The following is a 15,195-nucleotide window of genomic DNA, read 5'->3' as shown; positions in this document are numbered from 1 at the left end:
AACGGGCCGGGGCTCCGGAGCCCCGGCCGAGGGTGGTGGCGTCAGCCCGCGACGGACGCGTCGTAGATGGCGTTGATCGTCTTCTCCAGTTCGGCGTTGAACTGGGCGTCCGACTGCTGGGCGGACAGGCCCTCGCTGAGGGCGCGCGAGAAACTGGCGATGAGGCCCGTGTTCTTCGCCAGCATGGCATTGGCGTCCTCGCGGCTGTAACCACCGGAGAGCGCCACCACCCGCATGACTTTCGGGTGATCGATCAAGGGCTTGAAGAAGTTGACCTCGCTCGGGATGGTCAGCTTCAGCATGACCTGCTGGCCGGCGGGCAGCTTGTCGAGGTTCTTGAGGATCTCGTCGCGCAGGATCTTTTCGGCCTCGGCCTTGTCGGCGATGGAGATCGTCACCTCCGGCTCGATGATGGGCATCAGGCCCTTGGCGAGGATCTGGCGGCCATAGTCGAACTGCTGGGCGACATTGGCGGCAATGCCCGAGGGCGAGGCGGCGTCGATCACCGAGCGCATCTTGGTGCCGAAAATGCCCTTGGCCACGGCACGGTCGAGCAGCTTGTCGAGGTCGGGCATCGGCTTCATCAGGCGCACGCCGTCGGCGGCGTCCGCCAGCCCCTTGTCGATCTTGAGGAACGGCACTACGCCCTTGTTCTGCCAGAGGAAATCCGGAACTGGCTTGCCGTCGATGTCGCCGTCCATGGTGCGCTCGAAGAGGATGGCGCCGATCACCCGTTCGCCATTGAAGGCGGGCGACTTGATGATCCGGGCGCGCATGGCATGCATCAGCGCGAACATGTCCTCATCCGTCTTCCAGGCATCCTTGCCGATGCCATAGCCTTCGAGCGCCTTGGGGGTGGACCCCCCGGACTGGTCGAGAGCGGCGATGAAGCCCTTGCCGGATGCGATCTTCTGCGCTTGTGCGGTGTTCATGGCGGATAATCCTCTTTTGCGGGCCGGACCTTAGCCAATCGCCACCGGGGCTTCAACCAACACCCCGGCAGGTTGGAATAAGCCTTTCGCATCATGCCCTTCAGCACTTCCTTAACCGCCCGGGGCGCAGCATCGGCGGAGGATGAGGAGGCAACGCCCATGAGCTTGGACATCGAAGGTGACGCGACCACCCCACGGGCCGGAAGTTTGACCCGCATCGAACCTGCGACCTTCCGTGGGGTCGATTGTGCGGTGCTGGCGGAACGCTATGCCGCCTATCGGCGCGGCACGGGCCTCGACGCAGCGCCGGATGATCCGGACACCATCAAGCTGACGCCGCCAGCGAGCAGTGAAATCGTTTAGAAATTGCTGTTTCTGACAATGGAAAGCGCGTTCCCCGGGGCGTAAACCACGCCGAGGTTCTGCCGGAGGTTTCACGATGAAAATGTTTATGCCCGTCGCCGCGGCGGCTGTCCTGACCACCATTATGGCAGGACCCGTCCCGGCCGGCGTCTGCAACGAGAATGCCTGTTCCACGCGCCTGATGGGCGTGGTCACGTCCGGGCCGGCAAGAGGTGCCAAGCCGGTGCGGGGTGCAAAGGTCTTCATCTACCGCGCCGAGGTCGGCGCGCCGCAGCTGCTGGCGGAAACGGTGAGCGATGCCCGCGGCCAGTTTTCGGCCCGGCTGCCAAAGCAGGGCGCCGCCGAAATCCGCTATGCCGTTGCTTCCACGGGCAGCACGGAATTGATGACGGTGATGGCGGCGGGCGACCGGCCGCATGTGCGCGTCAATGAGATGACAACGGTGGCCGCGGCCTATGCCCTGGCGCAATTCATTGAAAACAAAGAAATATCCGGAAAGCCGCTGCCGCTGCAGGTGGCGGGGGGCATGTTCCGCAATCTTGCCGCCCCGGACCGCGGCGAGGTTTCCGACGTGCTGCGCCGCTCGCCCAATGCCGATGAAACCAATGCCCGGCGGCTGATGGCTACGCTGTCCAACGTGCTGGCGGGCTGTGTTCGCAGTGCAAACAATTGCGCGCCGCTGTTCGCAGCGGCGGGGGGCACCACCACGCTCGAGGCGGCGATTGCGATCGCTCGCAACCCGTCCAACAGGGTGCATGAGATCTTTGCCCTCGGGAACAATGTGCAGCCGTTCAAGCCTGCCCTCATGGCAAGCCAGGGTCCGGATGCGCCAGACGAGCTGATGCGGCTCGACGCGTTTACGGTGGCAGTGAAGGTAAACCGTACAAGTGCTGGAAAAGGCAAGGAAAGCTGCCCCTTTGCCGGCACCGGCAACCTGGTGTTCGACGACCGCGGCTATGCCTGGATCACCAACAATGTGGTAGCGGGGACGACCATTTCGGCCCAGTGCTTTGCCGTGCTGAAGCCTGACGGCTCACCGGCAGACGGCAAGGGCGGGACGCCGAAGTCGCCGCTGTCAGGCGGCGGCGTGCTGGGGCAGGGCTTCGGCATCACGCGCGATCCCTCGGGCAATATCTGGGCTGGCAACTTCGGCTGGGGCGGCGTGAACCCCGTTGGGTCCGTTTCGAAATTCTCCAGCGATGGCAAGGCCTTGTCGCCAGCTCCCAACGGCTATGTGTCGACCCTCTACAAGGTGCAGGGAACGACATCCGACCAGGATGGCAACATCTGGATGGCGAGCTATGGCAACAACCGCGTCCAGGTCTTCCCGGGCGGCAATCCGTTCACGGATTACCCAGCCTTTTCAGATAGTAACACCGAGCCTTTTCACATTCTCGTCGATGACGATGGAGCAGCTTACGTCAGCTACACCGGGACGTCCTATCTCTCCAAGTTCACCTACGCCGCGGATGGCATCACCAAGGTGGCGACGGCGCCGATCGGGTCCGATGCCAACCCGAAGGGCATCGGGCTGGACACGACGGGACACGTGTGGGCCACGGCAGGCGCTCAGTCCCTTGTCTATCTCTTTGATTCAGAACTCAATCCCAAGGGATCCTTCGATGGTGGCGGGTCGATCAACGGGCCGTGGGGGCTGTCGGTCGACGCGCGGGACAATGTCTGGGTGGCGAATTTCGGGCTGGAGCAGCAGTTGCCGCTCAAATACCGGCTGACGCAGCTGTGCGGCACCAACACGGCCCATTGCCCGGAGGGCAAGACGACGGGCGACAACATCTCGCCCGACAACACCGGCTGGACCCTGCCCTCGGGCGGTGACCAGGTGTTGCTGGCGAGCGGCAAGCCCTTGTATTCACCGCTAAAAGTGAAGAGCTACAAGCCGCTGATGCGGGCCACCGCAACGCAGGTCGACATGGCCGGCAACGTGTGGGTGACCAACAACTGGAAGCCGTCCGGCGCCAATGACCTGCTGCTCAACCCGGGTGGCGACGGCATGGTGATCTTCGTCGGCATGGCGGCCCCGGTGGCACCTGGAATCGGCCTGCCCAAGGCGCCCTGATCGTCGCTCACAACGTTGCTGTCTGTTGCATTTTGCGTTGCCGCCGTTGCACGGCGGTTGCGCAAGGGATGCTACCGACTCGTGTTGCGGGACGATGCACTCCAGGTGTCCTTGACCGTCTCCATGGCGACGTTGGTGGAGGTGCTCGCCACGAAGGGCAGCTCCGAGATGCGTTCGCCGAGGACGTGGCGATAGCGCCGGATGTCGCGCGTCCGGATCTTGAGCAGATAGTCGAAGCGGCCGGCGATCATGTGGCACTCCTCCACCTCGGGGATCTTCTTCACCGCCTCGTTGAAGGCCCTGAGGGCATCCTCATGGGTGTTGGTGAGCTTGACCTCGGCGAAGGCCACATGGTCGAGCCCCATGCGCACCGGGTTCAGCACCGCCTTGAAGCCCTCGATGTAGCCCTCGGCGAGGAGGCGCCTGAGGCGGAGCTGGCAGGGGGTGTTGGAGAGGCCGACCCGTTTGGCGAGGTCGGTGATGGACATGCGGCCGTCCTCGGCCAGCGCCTCGAGGATGCGGCGGTCGAACTGGTCAAGATCGCTGCCGATATGCTGTTCAGTGGGCATTTTGCCTCCAGAGGCGTCCAAAATCGGGAATTTCACCAAGTATCCAGTTTGAAATAGGTGAATCCGGTTTGCAAGCCGGTGATATGGTGCGTTCACCCCCTCCGGAGAGCCCGACCGATGACGCACGCGCAACCGCTGTTCGCCGACTTCGCCCCGCCCATCCGCCCGCAGGATGCGCTGCGCCGGATGATCACCGCGCATTGCCGTACGCCCGAGCCGCAATGCCTGCCGCCGCTGGTGGCGATGGCGCGGATGAGCCCGGAACAGAAGCGGGAGACGGCGGCCACCGCGCGCCAGCTGATCGAGGCGCTGAGGGCCAAGCACAAGGGCACGGGCGTTCAGGGCCTCGTCCACGAATATTCGCTGTCGAGCCAGGAGGGCATCGCGCTGATGTGCCTCGCGGAAGCGCTGCTGCGCATTCCCGATGCCGAGACCCGCGATGCGCTGATCCGCGACAAGATCGCGGAGGGCGACTGGAAGAGCCACCTGGGCGGAACGAAGTCGCTGTTCGTCAATGCCGCGACCTGGGGGCTGGTGGTCACCGGTAAGCTGACCTCGACGGTGAGCGACGGCAGCCTCGGTGCCGCACTCTCGCGCCTCATCGCGCGCGCCGGCGAGCCGGTGATCCGCCGCGGCGTCGACATGGCGATGCGCATGATGGGCGAGCAGTTCGTGACCGGCGAGACCATCGGCGAGGCGCTGAAGCGCGCGAAGCCGCTGGAGGCGCGCGGCTTCCGCTACAGCTACGACATGCTGGGCGAGGCGGCGACGACGTCTGCCGATGCGGCGCGCTATTACCGTGACTACGAGAACGCGATCCATGCGATCGGCGAGGCGGCGGCGGGCAGGGGCGTCTATGAGGGCCCCGGCATCTCGATCAAGCTCTCGGCGCTGCATCCGCGCTATTCGCGGCAGAAGGCCGCGCGGGTGATGCAGGAGCTGCTGCCCAAGGTGAAGCAGCTGGCGAAGCTCGCCAGGCATTACGACATCGGCCTCAACATCGATGCCGAGGAGGCGGACCGCCTCGAACTGTCGCTCGACCTGCTGGAGTCGCTGAGCCACGATGCGGAGCTGGCAGCGTGGAACGGGCTCGGCTTCGTGATCCAGGCCTATGGCAAGCGCTGCCCCTATGTGATCGACTTCGTCATCGATCTCGCGAAGCGTTCCAATCGGCGCATCATGGTGCGGCTGGTGAAGGGCGCCTATTGGGATGCGGAGATCAAGCGCGCACAGCTGGACGGGCTCGACGGCTTCCCCGTCTTCACCCGCAAGGTGCACACGGATGTGAGCTACCTTGCCTGTGCGCGGAAGCTGCTCGACGCGCGGGCGCATGTGTTCCCGCAATTTGCCACGCACAATGCGCAGACACTGGCCGCGATCTATACGCTTGCCGGCCCGCGCTTCAGTGTCGGCGAATATGAGTTCCAGTGCCTCCACGGCATGGGCGAGCCGCTCTATGACGAGGTGGTGGGGCCCGACAAGCTGGACCGGCCCTGCCGCATCTATGCGCCCGTCGGCACGCATGAGACGCTGCTGGCCTATCTGGTGCGGCGGCTTCTCGAGAATGGCGCCAACTCGTCCTTCGTCAACCGCATCTCGGACCCAAACGTATCGGTCGATGACCTGATCGCCGATCCCGTCGACGTGGTGAGCGCCATGCCGGTGGTGGGAACGCCGCATGACCAGATCGACCTTCCGGCAGACCTGTTCGGCAAGGACCGCGTGAATTCGCGCGGGCTGGACCTCGCCAGCGAGACGGTGCTGGCCGAACTGGGCAAGGTGCTGAAGGAGACGGCCGCGACCTTCTGGCATGCGAAGCCGCTGCTCGGTGACGGTGCGGAACAGGGTGAGACGCGCGATGTGCTGAACCCGGCGGACCATGGCGACCGCGTGGGGCGCGTGACGGAGCTTTCGGCGCAGGATGCAGCGCGCGTCGTTCACATGGCGCATGAGGCAGCAGGACAGTGGGGCGGCATGGCCCCCGCGGAGCGCGCGGCCTGCCTCGAGCGCGCGGCGGACCTCATGGAGGCGCGCATGGACGTGCTGATGGGCATTGCCATGCGCGAGGCGGGCAAGACCGCGGCCAATGCGGTGGGCGAGGTGCGCGAGGCAGTCGACTTCCTGCGCTATTATGCCGAGCAGGCGAAGAAGACGCTGGGGCCGTCGCACAAGGCGCTGGGGGCCGTCGTCTGCATCAGCCCGTGGAACTTCCCGCTGGCGATCTTCACGGGCCAGGTGGCGGCGGCGCTGGTGGCGGGCAATGCAGTGATCGCCAAGCCGGCGGAGGAGACGCCGCTGATCGCGCAGGAGAGCGTCAGGATTCTGCACGAGGCGGGCGTGCCTCGCGGCGCGCTGCAGTTCACGCCGGGTGACGGGCGGCTGGGCGCGGCGCTGGTGGCGGCACCGCAGACGGCGGGGGTGATGTTCACCGGCTCCACCGAAGTGGCGCGGCTGATCCAGGCGCAGCTGGCGGAGCGGCTGTCCGCCCACGGACGGCCCATTCCGCTGGTGGCCGAGACGGGCGGGCAGAATGCGATGATCGTCGACTCCTCCGCTCTGGCCGAGCAGGTGGTGGCGGATGTGATCGCATCGGCCTTCGACAGTGCGGGCCAGCGCTGCTCGGCGCTGCGCGTGCTGTGCCTGCAGGAAGACATCGCCGAACGCACGCTGGCCATGTTGAAGGGGGCACTCGCCGAACTGTCGCTGGGGCGCACGGACAAGCTGTCGGTCGACATCGGCCCGGTGATCACGGCCGAGGCCAAGGCCACCATCGAGCGCCACATCGCGGCGATGCGCGCGGGCGGGCACAAGGTGGAGCAGCTGGCGCTGCCGCGCGAGGCGGAACACGGCACCTTCGTGCCGCCCACCATCATCGAGATCGATGACATCGGGCAGCTGACGCGCGAGGTGTTCGGGCCGGTTTTGCATGTGCTGCGCTGGAAGCGCGAGGACATGGACCAGCTGATCGACCAGATCAACGCCACGGGCTATGGCCTGACCTTCGGGCTGCACACCAGGCTCGACGAGACGATCCTGAGCGTCACCGAGCGGGTGAAGGCGGGGAACCTCTATGTGAACCGCAACATCATCGGCGCCGTCGTCGGCGTGCAGCCCTTCGGCGGGCGCGGGCTTTCGGGGACGGGCCCCAAGGCAGGAGGCCCGCTCTATATCGGGCGGCTGGTGCAGAAGCCGCCGGTGCCGCCGCAGGTGAGTTCGGCGACGACGGACCCGGCGCTCCGCGACTTCGCGACGTGGCTGGGCCAGCGCGGGCACAATGACGATGCCGACGCGGCGCGCGAGCTGGGCGCACTCTCCGCCCTCGGACTGGTGAAGGAACTGCCGGGGCCGGTGGGCGAGCGCAACGTCTATTCGCTGCACCCGCGCGGGCGCGTGTTGCTGGTGCCGCAGACGGCGAAGGGCCTCAACCGCCAGATGGCGGCGGCGCTGGCCACGGGCAACGCGGTGGTGGTGGACCAGGCGAGCGGGCTGTCACTCGCGTCCCTGCCGGCAAGCGTCGCGGCGCGCGTGTCGTGGAGCAGCGACTGGGAGAAGGACGGCCCCTACGCCGGCGCGCTGGTCGAGGGCGATGCGGCACGCGTGCGCGCAGTGACGGCGCGGATCGCGAAGCTCCACGGCCCGCTGGTGCTGGTGCAGGCGGCAAGCACCGAGGCACTCGCAGCCGATGCGGGCGCCTATTGCCTCAACTGGCTGGTGGAAGAGGTGAGCACCTCGATCAACACCGCCGCGGCGGGCGGCAATGCGAGCTTGATGACCATCGGGTGAGGGTGACGTTTCTCGCCTACCTTACTCCCCCAGTCCCGTCACCCCGGCGCAGGCCGGGGTCCCGCTTTGGACGGTTCCCGCGCTGACAGGAAGCGGGATCCCGGCCTGCGCCGGGATGACGGAATTGAGGGTGGCGTGCGGAGTCTCGGCAAAGGCAGTTAGGCCCCTGAGCCCGGGGGAGGTGAAAACAAGTGCCGAGCTCTGTGATGGGATTGCAATGCCATGGCGGATTGAAAGAGCCGCGGCGGCTTGCCATAAGGGGCGCGGGGCATTTACCGGGGGGCACGATGGCAGGCGAAGACAGCGCGGCGGCGCATCACATTCGGTATGAGCCGGACGAGAAGGCGCCGCAGGGACTGGCCGCTGCCATGGCGGCGCAGACGGTGCTGCTGATCATTGCGGGCATCATGCTGACGCCGCTGGTGATCGCGCGCGGGGCCGGGGCGTCGGATGCCGATACGTCCTGGATGGTTTTCGCCGCACTCGTCGCGGCGGGGGTTTCGACCTGGCTGCAGCTGCTCCGCAAGGGGCCGATCGGCAGCGGCTACGTGCTGTTCGTGGGCTCCAACGTGGCTTTCGTCGGCGTCTCCGTGGCGGCCTACAAGGCGGGCGGCATTCCGCTGCTGGCGACGCTGGGTGCCGTCGGCGCACTCGCCACCTTCGCCTTCACCCGCTGGCTGCCCATGCTGCGCGCAGTGCTGACGCCTGCCGTGGGCGGCACGGTGCTGATGCTGATGGCCTTGAGCGTGGGGCCTGTCGTGTGGAAGATGCTGTCGAAGCCGCTGCCGGGGGCGGAGCTCGGCGCGCCGCATGGCCTCGTCTTTCTCGTCACGCTTGCCGTGATCACGCTGATCCTGCTGTTCGGCAAGGGCATGCTGCGGCTGTGGGCGCCGCTGGTCGGTGTGGCTCTCGGCACGCTGGTTGCCACGTGGTTCGGGCATCTCGATGTCTCCAAGGTCGTGGCGGCACCGTGGCTGGGCATTCCCGGCGAGGGCTGGCCCGGCCTCGACCTCAGCTTCGATGCACGCTTCTGGAGCCTCGTTCCGGCCTTCGCGCTGCTGAGCCTCGTCGGCTGCATGGAGACCTATGCCGACGGCATCTCGGCGCAGCGCATGTCGCACCGCAAGGAGCGGCCGATCGACTTCCGCTCGGTGCAGGGGGCGATCAACGCCGATGGCACGGGCTCGATCTTCGCCGCGCTCCTCGGCACGGTGCCCAACACCGTGTTCTCGACCTCGCTCGCCGTGTCGGAGATCACCGGCGTCGCCTCGCGCCGGGTGGGGCTGTGGGGCGGGCTGTTCCTCATCCTGCTGGCCTTCTCGCCCAAGATCGGGGCGGGCGTCGCAGCGATCCCGAGCCAGGTGGTGGGGGCCTATATCCTGATCCTCATCGTCATCATCTTCGGCCATGGCATCAGGCTGGTGAACGAGGAGGGGCTGGGCTTCGAGGTGGGACTCGCGGTGTGCCTCAGCTTCTGGATCGGGCTTTCGGCGCAGTCGGGCGGGCTGATGAACGAGATCATGCCGTCCTGGCTGCAGACCATCTTCTCCAACGGCACCACGGTGGGCGGCGTCACCGCCATGATCATGATGCTGATCATCACCTGGCGCAGGGGGCCGCAGGACCGGGTGAGCGTCCCCCTGAGCCCGCGCGCCGTGATCGCCCTCAACGAGACCGTGGCGCGCTTCGCCCGCCGCGTGGGCTGGGACGGGCCGGCCGAGAACCGGCTGATGCTGGCGATCGAGGAGGCGGTGATCTTCCTGTGCGAGGAGCGCGAGGCGACGGGCGCCAGGGGCAAGGGCAGGCTGATCGTGCGGCTGAAGGAGACGAAGGGCGAGGCCGAGGTCGAGATGGTGACGGGGCCTTCCGAGCGCAACCTCGAGGAGCTGGTTGCCGCCGCGTCAGTTGCTCCGCCGGCGGAGGATGGCGGGAACCTGGCGATCCGCCTGCTGGCGGGGGTGACGAAGGAGCTGAAGCACCTGCAGTATACCCAGGGCGACTACCTGCAGTTCCGCGTCGACAGCAGCGCCTAGGCCGCGATCACGCCAGCGATGACGAGATAGGACAGCTGGTGCAGCATCTGGTCTGCCCCGGTGAGCCACCAGTATTGCTTGTCCTGCGTGGTCCAGCCCTCGCGGTAGATCCAGCCGTCCTTCACCCAGTCGACGTGATAGTGGAACACCGCCTCGCCGAGCAGGATGGCGAGGAACAGCGCGCCCTGCACCCCCGCCGCGACCAGCAGGGGCAGCGTCAGCGCGGCGTGGATGGCCACGTGCAGCAGGCCGCCGGGATGGCCCCAGATGCGGCGATGCTCGAGGATATAGGCGTTCTGGAACACATAGTCGCCCAGCACGTGCTTCACCTGGAAGCCGGCGAGAAGAAGCAGAAGGGCGAAGTCCGTCACGTCGGGTCTGGCCGCCTGTGGGCGCGGGCGAAGACCATCGACGCCGCTGCCGCAGGCCAACCTATTGCCGCTGCGGTGGCAGGGTCAAGCGCCGCTGCGCGCGGCGATTGCCGTGACGGCATGAATGACTGGCTTGAAAGCAACTTACCATCTTGCCGAGAGACTTGGTTTCATGCAGTTTCCCTCATGAAAGAAAGTTTCCCCTCAGGAGCTTTCTTCCGACGTGACGGGAACATCAGCAGCAGCACCGGGAGAACGACCATGATGTGGACCAGCCGCCTTGCCATTGGAGCCGCAGTCGCGGCCCTCCTTGCAACCTCAGCTCCTGCCATGGCCGACCTGAAGGTCGGCATCGCCGCCGAGCCCTATCCGCCCTTCGCCTCGCAGGACGCGACCGGCAAGTGGGTCGGGTGGGAGATCGATTTCGCCGAGGCGATCTGCGCCGAGGTGAAGGAGAAGTGCGAGGTCGTCGCCACCGCCTGGGACGGCATCATCCCCGCCCTCACGGCGAAGCAGATCGACATGATCGTCGCCTCCATGCTGGTCACCGAGAAGCGCAAGGAAGTGATCGACTTCACCCAGTTCTACTATGACACGCCGCCCGCCATCATCGGCCCCAAGGACGGCGACAAGGACACCACGCCCGACCACATGAAGGGCAAGATGCTGGGCGTGCAGGTGTCGACCGGGCATGAGCGCTATGCCACCAAGTACCTGGTGCCGTCGGGCGTCGAGCTCAAGACCTATTCGACGCAGGACGAGGCCAACAACGACCTCGCCGCCGGCCGCCTCGACTATGTGCTGGCCAACAGCTCCGCCCTCTATGACTTCCTCGACACCGACCAGGGCAAGGCCTGCTGCGAGCTGAAGGGCATCGTCGACAAGCCGAAGGACGACCCCGGCATCTATGGCGAGGGCGTGGGCATCGGCCTGCGCAAGGAAGACACGGCGCTGAAGGACAAGCTCAACGCCGCCATCACCGCCATGGCCAAGGCCGGCAAGTTCGACGAGATCACCAGCAAGTACCCGCAGCTCGTGGGCAAGATGACGCTGCCCAAGGCCCAGTGAACAGACCGCAGACTGCGACGGGGCCGCGGCTTGCCGCGGCCCCTGGCATTTCCTAGAACACCGGCCATGGGCTGGAGAGAGATCAACATGAACCGCCGCAAGCCGCGCCTCGACGTGGCGGTGGTGCCCATGGCGGCGGGCGAGGACCGCGCTGCTGCGGTGCTGCGCAAGGCGGTGGCGGCTGCATTGGCCGCGCTGCGCGAGCAGGAGGCCGGCGACGCGCGCTTCGCTGCCGGCTATGCCGCGGGCTTCGCGCGCCACCAGGCGCTGAAGCACGGCATCGACGCCGAGGCCGACGGGGGTGCTGGCCTCATCGCCGCGATGCGGGCGCAGGCCCCGGCGGAGCTGCTGCCGGCGCTGCAGGCGCTGCGGCTCACCACCCGCGGAACGGCCACGTCGCGCAGCGCGCTCGCCGCGGCGGACCCCGTTGCCGATGCGGGTTACCTGGTGGGGCAGCTCGAATCGCTGTGCGGCACGCGAAGGCTCTTGGACACGCGCCGCGGTGCGGCGCGTTACCTGACGCTGTGCGACCATGCGGCGGACCGCCTGCAGACGCACCATCCCACCGCGGTGCTGCGCCTCGACCCCGGCGAACGCGCGATTGTGGAACGGGCGCTGGCCAGCCTAGACTGACCCGAAAGAACGGGGGGCGGTCAGGCATGTTGCAGCGGCGTCAATGGGTTCCAGCGGGCCCCGAGAGCTACGTCCAGCTGGTCGCATCGCATGTGGCGCAGGCGAGTGCGGACGAGAACGAACAGGCGCTGCTGGGCTTCGTGGCCGAGAATGCGAGGATCCACGAGCGTGAATGCATCAACCTCAACCCCGCCACCAACATGCTGAACCCGAAGGCCGAGCGGCTGCTCGCCTCCGGCATCGGGTCGAGGCCCTCGCTCGGCTATCCCGGCGACAAGTACGAGATGGGGCTCGAGGGCATCGAGAAGATCGAGATCATGGCGGCGGAACTGGCGGCGGAGGTGTTCAACGCGCGCTTCGCCGAGATCCGCATCGCCTCCGGCGCACTGGCCAATCTCTATGTGTTCATGGCGGCGGCGAAGCCGGGCGACACGATCATCGCGCCACCTGCCTCAATCGGCGGGCACGTGACGCATCATGGCGCGGGGGCGGCGGGGCTCTATGGCCTCACCACGCATCCCGCCCCCGTCGATGCGGCGAACTTCACGGTGGACGTGGTGCAGCTGCGCGCCGATGCGCATCGGCTGCGGCCAAGGCTCATCACCATCGGCGGCAGTCTCAACCTGTTCCGCCACCCGCTGCGCGAGATCCGCGCCATTGCCGACGAGGTGGGGGCGCTCGTGATGTATGACGCCGCGCACATGTCGGGCATGATCGCCGGCAAGGCGTGGCAGCAGCCGCTGGAAGAAGGTGCCCACGTGATGAGCATGAGCACCTACAAGAGCCTTGGCGGGCCCCCGGCGGGGCTGATCCTGACCAATGATGCCACAATTGCCGAACGCATCGATGCCATTGCCTTCCCCGGCCTCACGGCCAATTTCGATGCGGCGAAATCAGCCGCCCTCGCCATGACGCTGCTGGACTGGAAGGTGCATGGCCACGACTATGCGCACATCATGGCCGAGACGGCGCATGCGCTGGCCACCGCGCTGGCGGACGAGGGCGTGCCGGTGCATGGCGCGGACAAGGGCTTCACCACCTCGCACCAGGTGGCGGTGGAGGCGGCGGCGTTCGGCGGCGGGCAGGCGGCCTCGAAGCTGTTGCGCGAGGCCAACGTGCTGGCCTGCGGCATCGGGCTGCCCATTGCCGAGGTGGCGGGCGATCTCAACGGGCTGCGCCTGGGCACGCCCGAGATCGTGCGCTGGGGCATGGGGCCGCAGCACATGGGGCAGGTGGCGCGTTTCATCGCCGACGTGCTGCTGCAGCGCCGCGCCGCGCAGTCGGTTGCCCCCGAGGTGGCGGCGTTCCGCCGGGAGTTCAGGAAGCTGCATTTCGTGCGGGAGTGAGGGAGGAAAGATCCACCCTCGCCATTCACCTTGCCCCGGCTTGACCGGGGCATCTTCTTGCGGCTGACAAAAAGGGTCGCCGGGTCAGGCCCGGCAAAGATGAAGAGAGGAGATGCGAAGCGCGAGGTGGGTTGCGTTACCCGAGCAGCGTCTCGATCTCCTGCCGAGTCGGCATCGCGGGGGCGGTGCCGGGGCGGGTGACGGAAATGCCGGCGGCGGCGCAGCCGAAGCGGGCGGCGGCGGCGGGGTCCATGCCTTCGGCCAGCGCCGTGGCGAAGGCGCCGACGAAGGCGTCGCCGGCGCCCGCTGTCTCCACCACCTTGCCCGCGCTGAAGGATGGGATGAGCACCGAGCCTTGTGCGTTGTGAAGCAGCGCGCCGCGCGCGCCGAGCGTGATGAGGGCGTTGCGCGCGCCCTTGGCCAGAAGCGCGTCACCGGCCTTGCGGGCCTGGTCCTCGGTGTCGACGGGAAGGCCCGTGAGGGCAGCGGCTTCCGTCTGGTTGGGGATCACCCAGTCGCAGAGCGCGTAGAGATCATCCGGCACGGGGGCGGCGGGGGCCGGGTTGAAGACCGTGACGACACCTGCGGCGCGCGCGATCTCGAGGCCCCGGCGGGCAGCGGCGATGGGTTGTTCGAGCTGGGTGACGAAGACCTTCGCAGCCTCGATGGCGCCCCTCGCGGCGTCGACGTCTGTCGCGGAGAGGCCGCCCGCGGCGCCCGGCACCACGATGATCGCATTCTCGCCCGTCTCGTCGCTGACGAAGATATAGGCCGCCCCCGTCGGCTCGTCGGGCGCGATCGCCACGTGGGGTGCTATGCCTTCGGCCTTCCACGTCGCAATCGCGATGTCGCCGAAGGCGTCCTTGCCGAGTCGCGAGATGAAGCTGACCGACCCTCCCGCGCGTGCGGCGGCGACGGCCTGGTTGGAGCCCTTGCCGCCGGGGCCCATCTTGAAGCCCGAGCCCATGAGGGTTTCACCCATCACCGGCTGGCGGTTGGCACGGAAGGCGAGATCGGCGACGAAGATGCCGAGGATGGCGATGCCCCTGGTCATTGCACTCAAGCCTTCGGCGGGATCACGCCCTTCTTGAGGATGAAGCAGCCATAGAAGCGCGTCTCGCCGGTGACGATGACGGCATAGGCGTTGCGTGCCTTCTCGTAGAAGGCGAAGCGCTCGACCGAGCCCATCGGCAGGGACTTGCCTTCCCACTTGTCGATGACCTTCTGGACTTCCTGCTGCACCGGCGGGATGTCATCGGGCTTGCCGACGATTTCCATGCGCTCGGCGGGTTTCTCGACGAATGAATCGAGCGGCATGACCGAGAGGATGGCATCGATGGCTTCCGCCGCCGTGAGGTTGTCCATGCGCAGGAGTTCGCCCGTGACCGTGTGGCGCGCCACCGAGTCGGCGGGGAAGTTGGTGTCGGAAATGATCAGGTCATCGCCATGGCCCATGGCGCGGAGACAGCGGATCACGTCCGCGTTGAGGCGGTTGTCGAAGTTGCGCAGCATTGAGGAGTCCTCCCGGAATTTTTCCGGAAGGCTAGAGGGGCTACCTCAGGAGTCAAGCAGGCTCAGTAGCCCTCGGGCTTGCCCGGCACCTTGACCAGCGCCTCGCCCTCGAGCACCAGCGTGTCGCCGACCTTGCAGCGGCAGGCGAGCTTGACGCGGCGGCCCTTCTCGACCAGTTCGACCACCTCGACGGAGGCTTCCACCATGTCGCCGATGCGGACCGGCGCCTTGAAGTTCAGCGTCTGGGACAGGTAGACCGCACCGGGGCCAGGGAGCCTCGTTCCGATCACCGCCGAGATGAGGCTCGCGGTGTAGAGGCCATGCGCGATCCGACCGCCGAAGGGGGTGCGGGCGGCGAAATGCTCGGAGAGGTGGATGGGGTTGCGGTCGCCCGAGATTTCGGCGAAGCCCACGACGTCGGAGGATTTCACTTCCTTGACGTAGGTCTCGGTCATGCCGAGGGCGAGGTCTTCGAAATACAGCGTCTGGCTGGGCGGCAGCATGTGGC

13 protein-coding genes are annotated in these 15,195 nt (G+C 67.0%); 7 read left to right on the top strand and 6 right to left on the bottom strand.

Translation table 11 applies throughout. The features are described 5' to 3' along the window. Nucleotides 1-41: 41 nt before the first annotated feature. Complete coding sequence (locus DK847_RS02200; RefSeq protein ID WP_111195968.1) at nucleotides 42-932, bottom strand: fructose bisphosphate aldolase; 891 nt, start codon at nucleotides 930-932, stop codon at nucleotides 42-44. A 159-nt stretch (nucleotides 933-1,091) separates the two neighbouring features. Here DK847_RS02200 and DK847_RS20370 point away from each other — a divergent pair, with 159 nt between their 5' ends. Further along, the gene (locus DK847_RS20370; RefSeq protein ID WP_146256013.1) at nucleotides 1,092-1,295 is read left to right on the top strand and encodes a hypothetical protein; all 204 of its coding nucleotides are present in this window, start codon (nucleotides 1,092-1,094) and stop codon (nucleotides 1,293-1,295) included. A gap of 124 nt (nucleotides 1,296-1,419) precedes the next feature. Next, nucleotides 1,420-3,372, top strand: a complete 1,953-nt coding sequence (locus DK847_RS02195; protein ID WP_146256012.1) for an NHL repeat-containing protein — start codon at nucleotides 1,420-1,422, stop codon at nucleotides 3,370-3,372. Between the two features lie 71 nt (nucleotides 3,373-3,443). On the opposite strand, the gene DK847_RS02190 is transcribed toward DK847_RS02195, so the two are convergent. Beyond that, nucleotides 3,444-3,941 (bottom strand): Lrp/AsnC family transcriptional regulator, encoded by a 498-nt coding sequence (locus DK847_RS02190; protein WP_111195966.1) that lies wholly within the window; start codon nucleotides 3,939-3,941, stop codon nucleotides 3,444-3,446. Between the two features lie 117 nt (nucleotides 3,942-4,058). Here DK847_RS02190 and putA point away from each other — a divergent pair, with 117 nt between their 5' ends. Both putA and DK847_RS02180 read left to right on the top strand, forming a co-directional pair. After that, nucleotides 4,059-7,724, top strand: a complete 3,666-nt coding sequence (gene putA / locus DK847_RS02185; protein WP_111195965.1) for a trifunctional transcriptional regulator/proline dehydrogenase/L-glutamate gamma-semialdehyde dehydrogenase — start codon at nucleotides 4,059-4,061, stop codon at nucleotides 7,722-7,724. A 287-nt stretch (nucleotides 7,725-8,011) separates the two neighbouring features. After that, entirely contained in the window at nucleotides 8,012-9,757 is a 1,746-nt protein-coding gene (locus tag DK847_RS02180) for a uracil-xanthine permease family protein (RefSeq protein ID WP_161957108.1), read from the top strand. Here DK847_RS02180 and DK847_RS02175 read toward each other — a convergent pair. Continuing rightward, a complete protein-coding gene (locus DK847_RS02175) occupies nucleotides 9,754-10,128 on the bottom strand; it encodes a DUF3307 domain-containing protein (protein WP_161957107.1) in 375 nt (124 codons plus the stop codon). The two genes, DK847_RS02180 and DK847_RS02175, sit on opposite strands and share 4 nt — an antisense overlap. Nucleotides 10,129-10,392: 264 nt before the next feature. Here DK847_RS02175 and DK847_RS02170 point away from each other — a divergent pair, with 264 nt between their 5' ends. From DK847_RS02170 to DK847_RS02160, 3 genes are all read left to right on the top strand, one after another. Continuing rightward, nucleotides 10,393-11,196 (top strand): transporter substrate-binding domain-containing protein, encoded by an 804-nt coding sequence (locus tag DK847_RS02170; RefSeq protein ID WP_425358679.1) that lies wholly within the window; start codon nucleotides 10,393-10,395, stop codon nucleotides 11,194-11,196. Between the two features lie 87 nt (nucleotides 11,197-11,283). Continuing rightward, the gene (locus DK847_RS02165; protein WP_146256010.1) at nucleotides 11,284-11,829 is read left to right on the top strand and encodes a hypothetical protein; all 546 of its coding nucleotides are present in this window, start codon (nucleotides 11,284-11,286) and stop codon (nucleotides 11,827-11,829) included. Nucleotides 11,830-11,855: 26 nt separating this feature from the next. Further along, nucleotides 11,856-13,175, top strand: a complete 1,320-nt coding sequence (locus DK847_RS02160; RefSeq protein WP_111195960.1) for a serine hydroxymethyltransferase — start codon at nucleotides 11,856-11,858, stop codon at nucleotides 13,173-13,175. Nucleotides 13,176-13,311: 136 nt separating this feature from the next. On the opposite strand, the gene rbsK is transcribed toward DK847_RS02160, so the two are convergent. The 3 genes from rbsK to DK847_RS02145 all read right to left on the bottom strand — a co-directional run bounded on the left by rbsK (nucleotide 13,312) and on the right by DK847_RS02145 (nucleotide 15,190). Then, nucleotides 13,312-14,229, bottom strand: a complete 918-nt coding sequence (gene rbsK / locus DK847_RS02155) for a ribokinase (protein WP_111195959.1) — start codon at nucleotides 14,227-14,229, stop codon at nucleotides 13,312-13,314. 5 nt (nucleotides 14,230-14,234) lie between these two features. Continuing rightward, the gene (locus DK847_RS02150; protein ID WP_111195958.1) at nucleotides 14,235-14,687 is read right to left on the bottom strand and encodes an RbsD/FucU family protein; all 453 of its coding nucleotides are present in this window, start codon (nucleotides 14,685-14,687) and stop codon (nucleotides 14,235-14,237) included. Nucleotides 14,688-14,749: 62 nt separating this feature from the next. Further along, nucleotides 14,750-15,190, bottom strand: coding sequence for a MaoC family dehydratase (locus DK847_RS02145; protein WP_111195957.1), 441 nt, complete (start codon nucleotides 15,188-15,190; stop codon nucleotides 14,750-14,752). Between the last annotated feature and the right edge of the window lie 5 nt (nucleotides 15,191-15,195).

Source organism: Aestuariivirga litoralis (assembly GCF_003234965.1).
Lineage (GTDB): Bacteria > Pseudomonadota > Alphaproteobacteria > Rhizobiales > Aestuariivirgaceae > Aestuariivirga > Aestuariivirga litoralis.
Note: the sequence above shows the minus strand (reverse complement) of the source record. Positions and strands in the feature narration are given on the sequence as shown.